This window comes from Pseudomonas sp. NPDC085632 (assembly GCF_044541255.1).
GTDB lineage: Bacteria > Pseudomonadota > Gammaproteobacteria > Pseudomonadales > Pseudomonadaceae > Aquipseudomonas.
The window spans coordinates 107,083-123,688 of sequence record NZ_JBITSX010000001.1 but is presented as its reverse complement, the minus strand read 5'-3'; the positions used below and the strand labels follow the sequence as shown (position 1 = coordinate 123,688).

General features: G+C 60.5%; 17 protein-coding genes. 9 read left to right on the top strand and 8 right to left on the bottom strand.

Translation table 11 applies throughout. From position 1 onward, the window contains the following. The first annotated feature begins 19 nt into the window (after window positions 1-19). Window positions 20-2,248 (top strand): TonB-dependent siderophore receptor, encoded by a 2,229-nt coding sequence (locus tag ACIF4X_RS00475; RefSeq protein WP_397480468.1) that lies wholly within the window; start codon window positions 20-22, stop codon window positions 2,246-2,248. Between the two features lie 186 nt (window positions 2,249-2,434). Next, window positions 2,435-2,644, top strand: coding sequence for a hypothetical protein (locus ACIF4X_RS00470; protein ID WP_397480467.1), 210 nt, complete (start codon window positions 2,435-2,437; stop codon window positions 2,642-2,644). Between the two features lie 299 nt (window positions 2,645-2,943). Here the strand turns inward: ACIF4X_RS00470 and ACIF4X_RS00465 are convergent, their stop codons facing one another. From ACIF4X_RS00465 to zapE, 3 genes are all read right to left on the bottom strand, one after another. Continuing rightward, on the bottom strand, window positions 2,944-3,441 hold the full coding sequence (locus ACIF4X_RS00465) for a GNAT family N-acetyltransferase (protein ID WP_397480466.1): 498 nt from the start codon (window positions 3,439-3,441) through the stop codon (window positions 2,944-2,946). Between the two features lie 142 nt (window positions 3,442-3,583). Next, complete coding sequence (locus tag ACIF4X_RS00460) at window positions 3,584-4,165, bottom strand: DinB family protein (RefSeq protein WP_397480465.1); 582 nt, start codon at window positions 4,163-4,165, stop codon at window positions 3,584-3,586. Between the two features lie 17 nt (window positions 4,166-4,182). Continuing rightward, entirely contained in the window at window positions 4,183-5,298 is a 1,116-nt protein-coding gene (gene zapE / locus ACIF4X_RS00455; protein ID WP_397480464.1) for a cell division protein ZapE, read from the bottom strand. A gap of 194 nt (window positions 5,299-5,492) precedes the next feature. Here zapE and ACIF4X_RS00450 point away from each other — a divergent pair, with 194 nt between their 5' ends. Further along, window positions 5,493-6,545 (top strand): aldo/keto reductase, encoded by a 1,053-nt coding sequence (locus tag ACIF4X_RS00450; protein WP_397480463.1) that lies wholly within the window; start codon window positions 5,493-5,495, stop codon window positions 6,543-6,545. Window positions 6,546-6,693: 148 nt separating this feature from the next. Here the strand turns inward: ACIF4X_RS00450 and speB are convergent, their stop codons facing one another. Both speB and ACIF4X_RS00440 read right to left on the bottom strand, forming a co-directional pair. Next, entirely contained in the window at window positions 6,694-7,653 is a 960-nt protein-coding gene (gene speB, locus ACIF4X_RS00445; protein WP_397480462.1) for an agmatinase, read from the bottom strand. Between the two features lie 16 nt (window positions 7,654-7,669). Continuing rightward, a complete protein-coding gene (locus ACIF4X_RS00440) occupies window positions 7,670-8,761 on the bottom strand; it encodes a polyamine ABC transporter substrate-binding protein (RefSeq protein ID WP_397480461.1) in 1,092 nt (363 codons plus the stop codon). Between the two features lie 99 nt (window positions 8,762-8,860). On the opposite strand from ACIF4X_RS00440, the gene ACIF4X_RS00435 reads away from it, so the two are divergent. From ACIF4X_RS00435 to ACIF4X_RS00420, 4 genes are all read left to right on the top strand, one after another. Then, window positions 8,861-9,754 (top strand): LysR family transcriptional regulator, encoded by an 894-nt coding sequence (locus tag ACIF4X_RS00435; protein WP_397480460.1) that lies wholly within the window; start codon window positions 8,861-8,863, stop codon window positions 9,752-9,754. Between the two features lie 217 nt (window positions 9,755-9,971). Beyond that, on the top strand, window positions 9,972-11,438 hold the full coding sequence (locus ACIF4X_RS00430) for a nucleobase:cation symporter-2 family protein (protein ID WP_397480459.1): 1,467 nt from the start codon (window positions 9,972-9,974) through the stop codon (window positions 11,436-11,438). Window positions 11,439-11,505: 67 nt separating this feature from the next. Then, on the top strand, window positions 11,506-11,979 hold the full coding sequence (locus ACIF4X_RS00425; RefSeq protein WP_397480458.1) for an LEA type 2 family protein: 474 nt from the start codon (window positions 11,506-11,508) through the stop codon (window positions 11,977-11,979). 53 nt (window positions 11,980-12,032) lie between these two features. Next, window positions 12,033-12,584 (top strand): GNAT family N-acetyltransferase, encoded by a 552-nt coding sequence (locus ACIF4X_RS00420; protein ID WP_397480457.1) that lies wholly within the window; start codon window positions 12,033-12,035, stop codon window positions 12,582-12,584. A 127-nt stretch (window positions 12,585-12,711) separates the two neighbouring features. Here the strand turns inward: ACIF4X_RS00420 and ACIF4X_RS00415 are convergent, their stop codons facing one another. After that, entirely contained in the window at window positions 12,712-13,635 is a 924-nt protein-coding gene (locus tag ACIF4X_RS00415) for a carbon-nitrogen hydrolase family protein (RefSeq protein WP_397480456.1), read from the bottom strand. An 84-nt stretch (window positions 13,636-13,719) separates the two neighbouring features. Between ACIF4X_RS00415 and ACIF4X_RS00410 the strand changes: the two genes are divergently transcribed. Continuing rightward, window positions 13,720-14,628, top strand: coding sequence for a LysR family transcriptional regulator (locus ACIF4X_RS00410; protein ID WP_397480455.1), 909 nt, complete (start codon window positions 13,720-13,722; stop codon window positions 14,626-14,628). Window positions 14,629-14,632: 4 nt separating this feature from the next. Here the strand turns inward: ACIF4X_RS00410 and ACIF4X_RS00405 are convergent, their stop codons facing one another. Beyond that, the gene (locus tag ACIF4X_RS00405) at window positions 14,633-14,887 is read right to left on the bottom strand and encodes a hypothetical protein (protein WP_007917411.1); all 255 of its coding nucleotides are present in this window, start codon (window positions 14,885-14,887) and stop codon (window positions 14,633-14,635) included. A gap of 154 nt (window positions 14,888-15,041) precedes the next feature. On the opposite strand from ACIF4X_RS00405, the gene ACIF4X_RS00400 reads away from it, so the two are divergent. Beyond that, window positions 15,042-15,359, top strand: a complete 318-nt coding sequence (locus ACIF4X_RS00400) for a YqjD family protein (RefSeq protein ID WP_016982860.1) — start codon at window positions 15,042-15,044, stop codon at window positions 15,357-15,359. 179 nt (window positions 15,360-15,538) lie between these two features. Here ACIF4X_RS00400 and ACIF4X_RS00395 read toward each other — a convergent pair whose 3' ends face one another. Continuing rightward, window positions 15,539-16,579 (bottom strand): Ldh family oxidoreductase, encoded by a 1,041-nt coding sequence (locus tag ACIF4X_RS00395; protein ID WP_397480454.1) that lies wholly within the window; start codon window positions 16,577-16,579, stop codon window positions 15,539-15,541. Window positions 16,580-16,606: the final 27 nt, after the last annotated feature.

Here is a 16,606-nt window from a genome sequence, read left to right as displayed (position 1 = left end):
AGACAAGGAGTCGGCTGCGATGTTCGCGCCCATTACCCGTTCCATGACCCTCACCCTCGGCCTGTGCAGCGCTGCATTCAGCGCCGATCTGCTAGCTGAAACCGAAGCCGAAAAACCGCCGCAGCCCACTGACACAGCGCTTGAGCTGGCGGCGACCAACGTCAGTGCACAAGGCCTGGGCACCACCACCGAAAACACCGAGTCCTACACCACTGGCGCGATGAGCACGGCGACGCGCCTGAACCTGTCGATCAAGGAAACCCCGCAATCGGTGTCGGTAATCACCCGTCAGCAGATGGATGATTTCAAACTCGGTACATTGTCTGAAGCGATGCGCCAGACCACGGGCGTGGTGGTGCAGCATCTGGATTCGGATCGGGTCAGCTATTCCTCGCGCGGTTATGCGATCAACAACTTCCAGATCGACGGGATGCTCAACACCTTCGATCGCATGAAGTCGGACTCCGACACCATCATTTACGACCGCATCGAGGTGGTGCGCGGTGCCACGGGACTGACCACGGGGGCCGGTGATCCATCGGCGACCATCAACATGGTGCGCAAGCGTCCGACCGCCCAGTGGCAGGCGCTGGCCGGGGCCAGTGGCGGCAGCTACGACAATTACTACAGCTACGTCGATGTCGGCGGGCCGCTGGCGTTCGACGGACGCTTGCGCGGGCGCACGGTGTTGGCCTATCGCGACAATCAGTCGATCAAAGACAAATACGCGCTGCAACGGGAGGTCGGTTATGGCGTGCTCGAAGCCGATCTGACCGACTCTACCGTGCTGGCGGTCGGTTACGACTATCAGAACAAGCATGTGCAAGGCTCGTCCTGGGGCACCGTGCCCTACTGGAATGCCGATGGCAGCAAGGCCGGACTGGGGCGTTCGACCAACATGGCGACGTCGTGGAGTTCCTGGCCGCTGCAAGACAAGACCGCGTTCGCCACCCTTGATCAGCAACTGGCCGGCGGCTGGCGCCTTAAAGCGGCGTACACCCACCGCGACAGCGCGAGCGACGGCAAGGTCTATTACGGCGGTGGCGGTTTCCCCGAGGCCGACCGCAGCGGCATGCTCGCTTACACCTCGCACATGATCGGCACGCAGAAAATGCAGGCGTATGACTTCAACGTCTCCGGCCCCTACTCGCTGCTCGGCCGTGAGCACGAAATGATGTTCGGCTACGGTGAAGCCGAACGCCGCTCGAACTCCCCATACACCATCGCCGGCGCACAACCCAGCGATTACGGAAAAATCCGCGACTGGAAATACATGGGCAATATCGCCAAGTTCCATGACACGGTCACCGACCTCACCGGCTCCAAGGACAATACCCGACAAAAAGCCGGCTACATCGCCACGCGCCTGAGCCTGACCGATGAGCTGCACGCGGTACTCGGCAGCCGATACGGCAGCTGGGAGGCATCCAGCACCAGCAACCGTTACGACGCCAGTCGACAACTGACCAAGGTCGATTACACGAGCCAGAAACAGAACGACGTCTGGACGCCTTACGCCGGCCTGCTGTACGACCTGACCCCGGAATACACGGCGTACGTGAGTTACACCGACATCTTCAAACCCCAGGGCAACCGCGACAAGAATCGCAAATACATCGACCCCGTGGTCGGCAAAAACTATGAAGTGGGCGTCAAAGGCAGTTTGCTCGAGGAACGCCTGAACCTGTCCACGGCACTGTTCTGGAGCAAGCAGGATAACGTCGCTGAACTCGATAATTCGGTACCGGCAGATCCGGTGACCCGCGAGCAGTTCTATAAATCCGGCGGCAAGGGCAACAAGGTCAACGGCTTTGAAGCGGAAGTGTCCGGCGAAATCCTGCAGGGCTGGAACATGACCGCCGGTTACACCTATACCCACTCGGTCGATGGCAACAGCGAGCGCACCAACACCAATGAGCCGATGAATCTGTTGCGCGTCTCCACCGCGTACCGTTTGCCGGGCGAATGGCAGGCGCTGACCGTGGGTGGTGCGGTGAACTGGCAAAGCGATGTGTATGGCACCTCGAGCCGACCGGTTGGCGGCGACACGGAGGAGGCGCGCATCAACCAGAGCGCCTACACCGTGGTCAACCTGATGTCGCGCTACGCGTTCGATCGACACCTGTCGGCATCGCTGAACGTCAACAACCTGTTCGACAAGAAATATTACGACAACGTCGGTTTCTATAACGGTGTGTATTGGGGTGACCCGCGCACGGTGACGCTGAGTCTCGACTGGAAGCTCTGACCCCCGCCCCTCGGGCACGGCGCACCTTCGCTTGATGTGCGCCGCGTCTGTCTGATATCGCCCCGCAACACCTTGCAAAACCTACACTGTACGGGCGTTAACCCCGTGTTAATTCATGCCACCCAGACTCTCTTTCGAGATCTGCTTCATGGACGAACGGCTCCCACTTGTTCAGTAGGAGGCACCATGAAAATCACTACCGTAATGCTTGCCGGGCTGTTTGCCCTGGGTTCTGCCAGCGTCTTTGCCGAAGGCGGCGCTGAGCGCATGCGCTATTACTACGACAACTTCCCGGTCCACCAAGCCCAGAGCGCGCAGCAGAGCGACGCCAACGCAAAAGAAACTCGCGTTCCCGCCGATCAGACGGCGCAAGTGACCGAGTCCTATCGCGACTGAGATTCACCGAGCAACCGATGGACCTCCCATGGCTCCGCTCTGGCCCGGGAGAAGACAGTTTGGCGCCCTGATTGGGGCGCCTTTTTTATGGGCGTTGATTGGGTGTTCGGCTTTTGATTTGTGGTGAATTTGCCCCTCACCCCAGCCCTCTCCCGAGGGAGAGGGAGCTGTTTTGTGTGCTTTTCAGAATCTGAGTTCGGCTCGATGTTTCAGGTCGGCGTACCTCGCCAAAACACCTCGGTCAGTCCCCTCTCCCTTCGGGCGGCCCGACGTTTCGGGAGGGTTAGGGTGAGGGGCTTTCAGGCCTGCAGACTTTTGATCCAGAACAGCATCTGCCCGTGATTCGGGTCGAACATGCCCGGCGCGAAGCCGAACTTGCGGTAGGAACCTTGCGCCACGGCGTTGCCTTCCAGCACTTCGAGGGTGATCTTGCAGCAGCCGCGCTGGCGAGAAATTTCCTCGACCTTCTGCAGCATCTTCTGGCTCAGGCCGAGACCGCGAAACCGGTCCACCACCGCCACGTCATGGACGTTAACCAACGGCTTGCAGGCAAACGTGGAGAACCCTTCAAAGCAATTCACCAGCCCCGCCGGCTCACCACCGACAAAGGCCAGCACGCTGAACGCATGCGGGCGACGGGCCAGTTCTTCGGGCAGTCGGCGCAGCAGTTCAGGGTCGAGCGAATGACCGCCGCCCATGGGGTCTTCTGCGTAATGATTGAGCACGATACCGATGGCCTCGGCGTGCGTTGGATTGCTGTAGCTGGCTTGAAGTACAAGAATCTCTGCGGAATCCATTTCCATCCCCGAACACACAAAAGCCCCGGCGCGCAAAGTGCGTGCTGAAAGGCTGTCTGACCTTAGCGCGGGGGTGATCGGGCGGGCAACCCGCAAATGCAAAAGATCAAAAGATCAAAAGATCGTCCGATCTTTGGCTTTTTCAGTGGCCCCAGATCAATTCTTCAGTCCAGCCCAGTTCGGCAAAGTCTTCGGCGCGCAGACTGCTTTCGCCAGCACAGAAAAATTCATCCAGTTGCGGGGGTTTCACCGTCGTACCGCTGAGCATCGCGTGCACCTGGCCCCGATGATGAATCTGGTGTTCAAACAGGTGCGACAGCATGCGCAAGCGGCTGTCGTGCTGCGGCGTGTCGCGGGCAATGGTGACCATTCGGGCCAGATCGGCATCGCGCAGTTGCTCGCAATAGGCAATCAGCCGTCGATCAACGTGAGCCTGCTCATCGCGCAGTTGCGGGCCGTCGGTAAATGGCTCATCCGCATTGAAAAACACATAGCAGTCAGGATGCGGCTCAGCCCCGCGCAATTCGCGCTCCAATGCATCGACGTAGAACCAGTCGCAGGTGAGGATGTGATTGAGGGTCAGGCGAATGCTCGGGAAGAAACTCACCCGAGGCGCCGCCAGGTCTGCCGCGCCGAGCTGCGTCCAGGCCTTGGCCAAGCGATGATTGGCCCAGGCATTCTGATAAGCCATGGTCAGCAAATGATGGGAAAGCGGTTGGCTCATGTCGGCGCCCTCTTCACTCAAGTTTCGGCAAAGCGCTGCAGTTGCATCTCCTGCAAGCGACTGAGGGTGCGGCGGAACGGGAATTCCAGATAACCCTCGGTGTACAGCGCATCCATTGGCACTTGTGCCTCGATGTACAGCGGTACTTTGCGGTCATAGCACTCGTCGACCAACGCGATGAAGCGCCGCACGCCATCGTCGTGAACCGACAATTGCGGCAGCTCGCGGTCACCTGCAACGACCCGCTGCGCGCCATCTTCAGTGCCGCGAGCGATGCGCCCTTCGCGTTTTTGGGCGCTGAGGTTCGGCACCTCGCTCAACAGAATAGCCGTGTAGCGATCGCACAGCGCGATGAAATCCATGGCGGCGAACGGCTGCTCACAGAGATCCGCATAGCGACACCACAACACCGATTCACTGGCCTGCACGACGTTCAAATGACGATGACCGACCGACACGGGTTCGGTGCTGGCTGGCTGTCCGGCGGTCAACGCCTGAAAGACTTCTTCCAGCGCGCGGGCCGGGGACGTGGCCACAAAGTAGCGTTGCAGGCCGGCCCCCGGATGCAAACGATGATCCTCGGCGCCATTCACCGCCACCACCTGCATATGCGCCTTGATCGCGGCAATTGCCGATACGAAGCGATCGCGGTTGAAGCCATCGGCATACAAGTCATCCGGCGGCAGGTTGGACGTGCAGACGATGACCACGCCTTCGTCGAACATCACCTGAAACAGCCGACCGAGAATGATCGCGTCGCCGATGTCATTGACGAACAGCTCATCGAAGCACAGCACCCGCACCTCGGAGGCCAGCTCCCTGGCCAGCGCGCGCAACGGATCGGCAATCCCGGTCAACTGGAACGAGCGCTGATGCACCCAGCCCATGAAGTGATGAAAGTGTTGGCGTCGCGCCGGTACGCGCAGGCTCTGATAGAACTGATCCATCAGCCAGGTCTTGCCGCGCCCGACCGGGCCCCACAGATAAACGCCAGTGACCGAACGGGCACCGGCGTGCAGCGCTTCATGGCATTTTTGCAGTGCCCAGACCGCGTGTTCCTGAGCTTCATCCTGGATGAAGCCCTTGTGTTGAACGGCGTGTTGCCAGGCGCTAAGAGGAGAGTCGAAAGTCATGCGCGGCAGTATGCCACGACTGTTACAACGACAAAGATCGGGATTGGCAACCCCCCGTTCCTCATCACGCCGCGCCGATCGAATGACCGTTGAGCAACAAGGCACTTGACGATGAATATTACCAACATCATATTGGCTGAAATATGTTGCTCGTAATTTTTACTCTTGCCACTTTTTCTGTCTGGAGCGTCGCCATGCATTACAAGGTTTTCGGCCGCAAAACCGGCCTGCGCGTATCGGAACTGGCGTTGGGCGCCGGCAATTTTGGCACCGGCTGGGGTCATGGCGCCGAACGTGATGAAGCCAAGCGTATCTTTGATGGTTTTCTCGATGCCGGCGGCAATTTCATTGATACCGCCAATGGCTATCAAGGCGGGCAATCGGAAACGATGCTCAGCGAATTCATTGCGCCGGAGCGGGATCGGCTGGTGATCGCCACCAAATACAGCATGGGCACAACCCCGGCCGACGGCATTTCCCACACGGGTAACAGCCGTAAAAACATGGTTCGCGCGGTTGAGGAAAGCCTCAGACGCCTGAACACCGACCACATCGATCTGTTCTGGGCCCATGTCACCGATGGCGTGACCCCCATGGAAGAAATCCTGCGCGGTTTTGATGACTTGGTGCGCGCCGGCAAGATTCACTATGCCGGCCTATCCAACTTCCCGGCATGGCGCGTTTCCCGCGCTGACGTGCTGGCGGAACTGCGCGGCTTCGCGCCGATTGCAGCGATTCAGGTCGAGTACAGCCTCGCCGAACGCACCGCCGAGCGCGAACTGCTGCCGATGGCTGAGGCGCTCGGACTCGCGGCGACACTGTGGTCGCCACTGGCCGGTGGCTTCCTGACTGGCAAGTATCGCGGCAGCGATGACAACAACCGTGCGAGCAAACTCGGCATGCTGGTGCATGCGGAAAAAAGCGCCCGCGACACCGCCCTGCTCGATACGTTGCTGGCCGTGGCCGCAGAAATCGACGCCAGCCCAACCCATGTGGCTATCGCCTGGTTACGCGAGAAAGCCCGACGTTCGACGACCGCGCTGATTCCGATCCTCGGCTCGCGTACCCGCGAACAACTCGACGCCACCCTCGGCGCACTCGAGGTGCAACTGAGCGAACAACACATGGCGCGGCTCGAAGACAGCAGCGTCGTGCCGGCCGGTGTGCCGCACGAGACGATTACCAGTGCCGCGCCTCGCTTTACCGGTCCGCAAACGTTGGACCTGCCGATCATCCCTGTGGCCTGATCCGGCTCGCGTCGCCACGGGATAATCGTTCCCGCGCTCCCGCGTGGGAACGCCTCAACGGACGCTCCGCGTTCGGCGGTGGACGGGACGCGGAGCGTCCCAGGCTGCGTTCCCACGCAGAGCGTGGGAACGATCATTGGCGGCGGGTTTAGAGATCGACCTTGTGTCGGGCGGCGTAAAGGCAAAGCATTTCCATGGCCAATGTGGCTGCCGCCAACGAGGTGACCTCGGCGTGATCGTAGGCCGGGGCGACTTCCACCACGTCCATGCCCACCAGATTGATCCCGCGCAGACCACCGAGAATCTCCAACGCTTGCACCGTGCTCAAGCCTCCACAGACAGGGGTACCGGTGCCCGGTGCGAAGGCCGGATCCAGGCAATCGATGTCGAACGTCAGGTACACCGGGTTATCGCCGACCCGGGCACGAATCGCTTCGACAATCGCTTCGCAGCCACGACGATGCACCTGCCGGGCGTCCAGCACCAGAAAACCCATGTGATCGTCATTGGTGGTGCGCAAACCGATCTGTACCGAGCGCGCCGGATCAACCAGCCCTTCGCGCGCCGCGTGCCAGAACATGGTGCCGTGGTCGACCCGCTTGCCCTCCTCGTCCGGCCAAGTGTCGCTGTGCGCATCGAAGTGGATCAGCGACAGCGTGCCGTGCTTGCGTGCATGAGCCTTGAGCAGCGGATAGCTGATGAAGTGATCGCCGCCAAACGTCAGCATCGCGCTGCCCGCGTTGAGAATCTGCTCGGCGTGGGCTTCGATACTTTCGGGAATGCTGTGGGGCGCGCCGTAATCGAAGTCGCAGTCGCCGTAATCAATCACCGCCAGATGATCGAACGGGTCAAACGTCCACGGCCAGTGGCGTTCCCAGGCGATTCCGGTGGAGGCGGCACGAATCCCCCGTGGCCCGAAACGTGCACCGGGGCGGTTGCTGGTGGCAGTGTCGAACGGCACGCCGCTGACCGCAACATCGACGCCGCGCAGGTCACGGCTGTAACGCCGGCGCATGAAACTGGTGATGCCGGCGTAGGTACTTTCGGCGGCAGTGCCATAAAGGCTGTCACGGGTCAGGGCTTGATCATTCTGCATGGGCACATCCATCGTGGTGCTCCTGTTGTTATTGATGGCTACGGAAAGTGGTCCACAGACGCGTGCGCTGGCGCATGTCCTTGAGGCTCATGCTGTGATCGGCATAGAGCCGCGCGCGCACCTCGCTGGGTGGGTAAATGTCGGGATCGTTGCGCACGGCTTCATCCACCAGCGGCGTGGCGGCCAGGTTGGCGGTGGCAAAAAACAGCGTGTTGGTCAGCTCGGCCACCGAGTCGGGGCGCAGCATGAATTCGATGAACGCCCGAGCGGCTTCGGGGTGCGGCGCGTCTTTGGGGATGGCCAGATTGTCCTGCCAGACCAGCGTGCCTTCCTTGGGAATGCGATACGCCACTTCGAAGGTTTTATGGGCCTTGTGCGCCTGATCGGCGGCCATGCTCGCGTCACCGTTATAGGTCAGCGCGAGGCACACATTGCCGCTAGCGAGGTCATTGATTTGCCGGCCGGTGGCGACGTAGAGCACCGACGGCTGAAGTTTGTGCAACAACGCTTCGGCGGCGGCCAGATCGTTCTTGTCCGTGCTGTAGGGATCTTTACCCAGATAATGCAGGGCCAGTCCGATGACCTCTTGCGGCGAATCGAGGATCGCGATGCCGCAGTCTTTCAGCTTGCTGGCGTTCTCGGGATTGAACAGCAGATCGAGGCTGTTCAGCGGCACATCGGGCAAGCGCTGCTTCACCGCCTCGACGTTCATCCCCAGACCCAAAGTGCCCCAGGTATACGGCACGCCGTAGCGATTACCGGGGTCGACGGCGGCCATTTTCTCCAGCAAATCCGGATCAAGGTTGGCGTAGCCCTTGAGGCCTTCGTGGGGGATTTCCTTCAACGCGCCGGCCGCCAGTCCACGCGCCAGAACGCTGGATGACGGCACCACCACGTCGTAACCGCTGCCACCGGTGAGCAACTTGGTTTCCAGCACCTCGGAGGTGTCGAAGGTGTCGTAACGCACATGAATGCCGGTTTCCTGCTCGAACCGTTGCAGGGTTTGCGGCGGCACGTAATCAGCCCAGCTGTAGAGATTGAGGGTTTTGTCCTCGGCCTGAGCCTGAAGAGCCACGGACAACAGCAGCGCGGGGAAACACAGCTTGAACACGGGAGCCATGACGAACACCTGACCGGAGGAAGTGGTTGCAGGATGCGCGGTCCGATACATTAGAAAAATAGCCGAATAATTATCCTGACTTTATCCCGGAGTAATGTGATGTTGGGTCAACTGCACGACGTGGACTTGCAACTGTTGCGCCTGTTTGTGCGGGTGGTCGAGTGCGGTGGTTTCAGTGCGGCACAAGGTGATCTGGGCCTGAGCCAGTCGAGCATCAGCCAGCAAATGGCCAAACTGGAAACCCGCCTCGGCTACCGTTTGTGCAGCCGTGGCAAGAGTGGTTTCAGTGTCACGCCCAAGGGTGAGCAGCTCTTGATCGCGGTGCGCGCGCTGTTTGAATCGATTGAAACCTTCCGCCATCAATCCAACGGTGTTGCCGGACGCTTGATCGGTGAAGTGCGCCTGGGGATCTCCGAGTCGGTCGATCAGTCGGTGTTGCAGCGGGTGGCGATGGCAATCCGGCGCTTTCGCGAGCGCGATGAATCTGTACGCATCGAATTGATCAGTGCCATGCCCGGCGAAATGGAGCGGTTGCTGTTGCAACAGCGACTGGATCTGGCGATCGGCTATTTCTCGCAAGTGCAAAGTGCCTTCGACTATCGCCAGTTGTTCAGCGAAACCCAGCATTTGTACTGCGCTGCCGGCCATCCCTTGTTTACCGATGCAGCGCCGAGTGATGCCGCCCTGCAGGCCTGCGACCGGGTCGATCACCCCTATCGGTTTTTGCGCAGTGACGAACCGTTTCAGGGCAAGGTCTGCTCGGCGCGGTCGGAGCAGGTTGAAGGCACGCTGACCTTTATTCTGTCCGGCAAACATGTCGGTTATCTGCCGGATCACTACGCGCGCAGCTGGCAAGCCAAGGGCCTGCTGCGGCCCATTCGTGAGGGTGAGTTGAGTTTCGAAGTGGGGTTTCATCTGGCCCGGCATCGGGCGCAGGTGCCGGGAGATGCGCAAAAAGCCTTCGAGGAAGATCTGCTCGCGGCCTTCTCCTGATACATCTCCCTGTAGGAGCTGCCGCAGGCTGCGATCTTTTGATCTTCAAAGATCGCAGCCTCGTTTCACTCGACAGCTCCTACACGGGCGTTTGCCGATAGCGACCAATAAAACCTGACCTTTCAGGCAGTTATTGCTCGTTGCCCTCGCCGCCCTCTTCCGGCATCCTGCGCCTCCATTTTCTGACCCGGCCCCGCCTCGCGGCGCGCAAAACACCATGACCGCCTCTGAAAAAGCCCCGCGCAACAACGACCTGATCTATGGTCTCAACGACCGCCCGCACTTGACTGCCACCGTGTTTGCCGCGTTGCAACACGTATTGGCGAGCTTCGTCGGCATCATTACTCCCACGTTGATCATGGGCGGCGCCCTCGGTCTGCACAGTGAAATCCCCTACTTGATCAGCATGGCGCTGTTCGTTTCCGGCCTCGGCACCTTCGTCCAGGCCAAGCGCTTCGGCCCGGTCGGTTCGGGACTGCTGTGCCTGCAAGGCACCAGTTTTTCCTTTATCAGCGTGATCCTCAGTGCCGGGTTCATGGTCAAGGCGCGCGGTGGCGGCACCGATGAAATTCTCTCGACGATCTTCGGCGTGTGTTTTTTCGCTGCGTTCATCGAAGTGGTGCTGAGTCAGTTCATCGGCAAACTGCGCATGTTGATCACCCCGGTGGTCACCGGCACCATCATCACGTTGATGGGCCTGTCGCTGATCAAAGTGGCAATGACTGACATTGCCGGCGGTTTCGGCGCGCCGGATCTGGGTGCTGCCAGCCATATCTTTCTGGCAGCGCTGGTGATCGGTACCATCGTCGTGCTGAACCGCGTCGACGTGCCGTTTCTGCGCCTGGGCGCGATCGTCATCGGCCTGACGCTTGGCTATGTGGTGGCGTGGCTGATGGGCACCGTGGATTTCGCTTCAATGCCCGAGGTGCCGCTGGTCAGCGTGCCGGTGCCGTTCAAGTACGGTTTCAACTTTGACTGGGTGGCGTTTGTGCCGGTGGCGGTGATTTTCCTTGTCTCGCCACTGGAAGCTGCCGGTGACCTGACCGCCAACTCGATGATTTCGCGGCAACCGGTCAAAGGCCCGCTGTACATCCGCCGGATCAAATCCGGCCTGCTCGCCGACGGCCTCAACTCGGCGATGGCTGCCGTGTTCAACAGCATGCCGATGGTGACCTTCGCGCAGAACAACGGCGTGATTCAACTCACCGGCGTGGCCAGCCGCTACGTCGCCTTCTTCATTGCCGGTCTGCTGGTGCTGCTGGGGCTGTTCCCGATGATCGGCGCGGTGCTGCAGTTGATGCCGAAACCGGTGCTGGGCGGCGCCGAACTGGTGATGTTCGGCACTGTGGCGGTAGCCGGGATCAAGATCCTCGCCGAAGCCGGCCTGCATCGGCGCAACATGCTGATCGTGGCGATTTCGCTGGGCATGGGCCTGGGCATTGCAGCGGTCCCGGAAGTGCTGCGCGAGCTGCCGCAAGCACTGCGCAACATCTTCGAATCGCCGATTACCGTCGGTGCGTTGTGCGCTATCGTGCTGAACATCTTTCTGCCGGAAGAGTTCATCGAGCTGGAAGAAGACGATTTCGACCCGGAAGCTTCTATCCTTCAGGTCATGGAAAACCCGGACATGCCGGCCAAAGGTGAACCTGCCCCAGCCGCGGCTGTCGCACAGTCGAACCGCTAACGTCTGGCCTTTGATAGAAAGGGCTGAGCCGGTGACGGTTCAGCCCTTTTTTGTTGAGAGACCGTTTATGCGCCGTTTTCAAGCCGTCATGCTGTCACTGCTCCTGCTGTCCCTCAGCGCCTGTGCGCTATTCCCCAACCGTGATCCGGTGAACATCAACGTGGTCGGTCTCGAACCGTTGCCGAGTCAGGATCTGGAAGTGCGCTTCGCCATAAAAATCCGCGTACAGAACCCCAATGAGACGGCCATCGACTACAACGGCATCGCGCTGGATCTTGAGGTTAACGGCCATTCGCTGGCCTCGGGCGTGAGCGATCAGAGCGGTTCGATCCCGCGTTTTTCCGAAACCATTGTCAGCGTGCCAGTGAGCATTTCCGCGTTCTCGGTCCTGCGCCAGACGCTGGGCCTGAGCCAGACGCAAACCCTCGATAACCTGCCTTACGTGCTGCGCGGCAAACTCGCCGGCGGCTTGTTCGGCACCATGCGTTTCGTTGACAGCGGCAAGCTCAGCCTGCCCAAGGCCACTGCCGCGACCTGGTAAAAATGCGCTAGCCTGCTTCGTTCCTCAAAGACACTCATGGAGGCTGCAGGTTTATGGAAGACACACCGACGCTGTACACCGAACGACTGATCCTGCGCCCATTGCAACTGGCCGATGCCGACGCCGTGCAACGCGAATTTGCGCATTGGGACGTGGTGCGCTATCTGAACTCGGCCGTGCCATGGCCCTACCCGGAGGATGGCGCCCTCACCTATCTGCGCGACATTGCCTTGCCGGCGGTGGCGGCAGGCAAGGAATGGCATTGGACGATTTGCCTCAAGTCCGCACCTGAACAGTTGATCGGCAATATCAGCCTGATGGATCAAGCGGACAACCATCGCGGCTTCTGGCTGGGCCCGGCGTGGCAAGGTCAGGGATTGATGACTGAAGCCTGTGCGGTGGTGGCCGATTACTGGTTCAACGCTCTGCAGCGCCCAGTGATGCGCGTGCCGAAAGCGGCGCCGAACATTGGCTCGCGCAAGCTCTCGGAACGCGCGGGGATGCGCTTGATCCGGACAGATGAAGGCGATTTCGTCGGTGGGCGTTTTCCACGGGAGCTGTGGGAAATCACCCGCGAGGAATGGCTGGAACAACACAATAACTGAATCGAGTGACTATCCCCTGTGGGAGCGAGCTTGCTCGCGAAGGCGGAATATCAGTCAACGAAAATGTTGAATGTGATGACGCATTCGCGAGCAAGCTCGCTCCCACAGGTTCTCTATAAGGCTGGAGTCATGTGTTGAAGCGCACCCCGGGCTTGGCGCGTTCATCCACTGACAGCTCAAACACATCCGGCCGCGCGTAGTGGCCGACCACATCGTAGTCATACCGCGCGCGCACCAGTTCATCGGTGTCGATTTCAGCCGTGAGCAACCCCGCCTCCCCGCGCAACGGCCCCGCCAGCACGTCCCCCATCGGCCCGACAATCACGCTGCCGCCGGCAATCAACGGGCGATCCGCCGGCCAGTTGGCAATCTCGACACCCAGCGCCTGAGGCGATGCCTGCACCTGACACGCACTGACCACAAAGCAGCGGCCTTCATGGGCGATGTGACGCATGCTGACCTGCCACATCTCGCGCTCGTCCACGGTCGGCGCGCACCACACTTCAATGCCTTTGGCGTACATCGCCGTGCGCAGCAACGGCATCATGTTTTCCCAGCACACCATGGCGCCGAGCTTGCCAACCTGGGTGTCGAATACCGGCAAAGTCGAGCCGTCGCCCTTGCCCCAGATCAACCGTTCGGTGCCGGTGGGCATCAGTTTACGGTGTTTGCCGACGAGGCCGGCCTGGGGGTCAAAATACAGCGCGGTGCAATACAGCGTGCTGCCGGAGCGTTCGATCACGCCGACCACCAGATTGGCCCCGGTGCGCGCTGACAGATCGGCCAGTGCTTGCGTCTCGGCACCCGGCACATCGATCGCATTGGCGAAGTAACGGGCATAGGCATCACGCCCCTCAGGCAGGCGATAACCCAATTGTGTGCCGAAACCCTCGCCTTTCGGATAACCACCCAGCAGGGCTTCCGGCATCACTACCAGCGCCGCGCCGGACTCGCTGATCGCGCCTTCCCAACTCAAAATCTGTTCCAGAGTGGCAGCTTTGCCGTCGGGCAATGCGCCGATTTGCAGCGCTGCAACAATCGATTTGGCCATTGCGGGGACTCCTTGAGGTTCAGTGGTTGCCGATTCTGCGGCGCCACGCGATCATGAATAAAGCCCCGAACACTGCTGAATGATATGAGCCAAATGAATATCGCCACCGTCGACCTCAACTTGCTGAAAGTCTTTGAAGCCCTGCATGAAGAGTCCAGCGCGAGCCGCGCGGCGTTGCGTCTGGGCGTCACGCAATCGGCCGTCAGTGCGGCGTTACGCCGGTTGCGTGAGGTATACGGCGATCAATTGTTCGTGCGTACCGGGCGTGGGCTGGCACCGACGCTCAAAGCCAATCAATTGAAACCGGTGGTCAGCGACGCGCTCAACAAATGCCGGCAGAGTCTGGCGATGGTCGACCCGACGGCCAATCAATACGATGGCCGCTCGGTCACGGTGGGGCTGTCGGATGACTTCGAGATTGCCTACGGCCGTCGCCTGATCGAGGAAATTGCCCGCAGCGCACCGAAGCTGCGGGTGATCTTCCGACAGACTCATAGCCAGATCGTCGCCCGCGCGCTGATGGAGCGCAGCATCGATCTGGCGATTACTGCCGGTGGCTTTGCCGAGCGCTTGCTCAGCCGTCAGGTGTTGGGCGAAGGTGGATATGCGTGTCTGGTCGATCCGGCGAGCCTTGCGCCCGGCCAGCAGCAGATTGATCTTGAGGCGTTCGTTGCCCGCGAGCACATTCTGGTGTCGTCCGGCGGGTTTATCGGGATTACCGATGAGGGGTTGGCGGCGCTGGGCCTGAGCCGACGGGTGTGCGCTTCGACCACGCACTTCGCCGCGCTGCCGTACCTGCTCAAGGGCAGTCGGGCGGTGGCGACGATTCCGACGCATGCCGCCGAGAGCATCGCAGCACTCAGCGGTCTGGCGCTGCTGCCGTGCCCGCTGAAATTGCCACGTTATCCGATCGAACTGGGCTGGCGCACCAGCACGCAGATCAATCCGGTGGTGGTCAAAGTGCGTGAAGCGATTGCCGAGACGTTCAGTTGAGGCGTTACTTGTTGGCGGCCATCAGTCGATTGACTTCACTGCGTACCATGTTGGCGAACTCTGGCGGCGACATGCCGTCCAGTTCCGCGCGGACCCACTCGGCCCATTTGCCTTTGCGCTTGCCGCGCTCGCCGAACAAACGCGCGGCTTCGCCTTTGGCTTTGCCCAGATTGTTCTGCCAGAGTTCGAACAGACGGGATTTCTCGTCTTCCAGCGCAGCGCGCTCTGCGAGGGATTTGTCGGCCAGATTGAAACTCATGGGGAATTATCCTGCTGCGTAAAATGGCGACATCTTACACGCTCGACAGAAATCTCCCGCGCAGGTTTTTCTTTCTGACCTAAATTCAGTGCAACTTTTCAGTAAGCGCCACACTCCATTGATCACTGTCCATTCAACTGCAAGGAGTCACCCAATGGCCCGCAAATCCGCCGTGCAAGCCGCCGAAGATCAAATCAAGGATCAGGCCTTCAGCGAACTTCAGGCTCTGATCGAAGAGTCCGACAAACTGCTCAAGAGCAGCGCCTCACTGGTCGGCGAAGAAGCGGAAACGCTGCGCGGACAAATCGCCCTGAAACTGCAACAGGCCCTGGATTCCGTGTCGAGCGTGCGTGATCGCACCAAACCGGCGGTCGATGCAACCGAAAGCTACATCGGCGGCCATCCGTGGCAGACCGTGGCGATCTCCGCCGGATTCGGTCTGGTGGTCGGTTTGCTGCTCGGCCGTCGCTGAGTCAAACGCACACAAAAAAGGCGAACCCGCTGGGTTCGCCTTTTTCATGCCTGCTTGAATTTCGCTGTTCAAAACCTGAGCTCAGCTCGATCTTTCACGTCGGCGCACATCCCCCATTCACCTCGTTCAGTCCCCTCTCCCTCTGAGAGAGGGCTAGGGTGAGGGGCTTTGCTCTTTGCTCACACCCCCGCCAGCTCACGCAACTGCACCAATGTCTGCGCATCAAGCACAATACCCTCAGCCAACGATTTGCTCCGCTGCCAATGCCGACGATCCCCCGGCAAACGCTTGAGCCCGACACCGTGCATCTGCCGCACCAGTTCGCCACTGCGTTCGGCAAAACCTTGTCCGGCAGCTTTACTCGGATCAATGACGATCAACAGTTGCCCGGTCCACGGCGTTTTCGCCCCGGGATGATTGGACCAATCGAATTCGAAGGAAAAGTTGCCTCCCGTCAGCGCCGCCGCCATTAGCTCGACCATCATCGACAGCGCCGAGCCCTTATGACCACCGAACGGCAACAACGCCCCGCCCTCAAGAATCGCCTTGGGATCCTGAGTCGGCTGGCCGAGGCTGTCCACGCCCATCCCGGCCGGCAGCCGCTCACCTTTGCGCGCGGCGATCTGCACGTCGCCATGGGCAATCGCGCTGGTGGCCAGGTCGAAGACAATCGGCGCGGCGCCGGCCCGTGGTGCGGCGAACGCAATCGGGTTGGTGCCGAACAATGGCCGGTCGGCGCCGTGGGGTACCACGCAGGTCATGCTGTTGACCACGCTCAACGCCACCAGACCTTCATCGGCGAAAGGCTCGACATCCGGCCACAGCGCGGCGAAGTGATGCGAATTGCGAATCGCCAACACGGCAATCCCCGCGCTACGCGCCTTCTCCACCAGCAACGGCCGGGCGGCGGCCAGCGCCGGTTGCGCGAAACCATTGCCGGCATCGACACGGACAAATCCGGAGGCGACATCTTCGACTTGCGGCACCGCGTGGCCGTTGACCCAGCCACTTTTCAGGGTCGAGACATACCCGGGAATGCGGAACACGCCGTGGCTGTGGGCACCGTCGCGCTCGGCGCCGGCGCAGTTGGCGGCCAGCACTTGCGCGACTTCGGCGGAGGTGCCGTGGCGCAGAAAAATCGTTTCAAGCAGGTGCGTCAGCGCTTCGAGAGACAACGAGGACGAGACAGCAGAAGACACATGATCGTGTGGCGCAGACATCTGAAGCTCCAGAATGATTATTGGAGG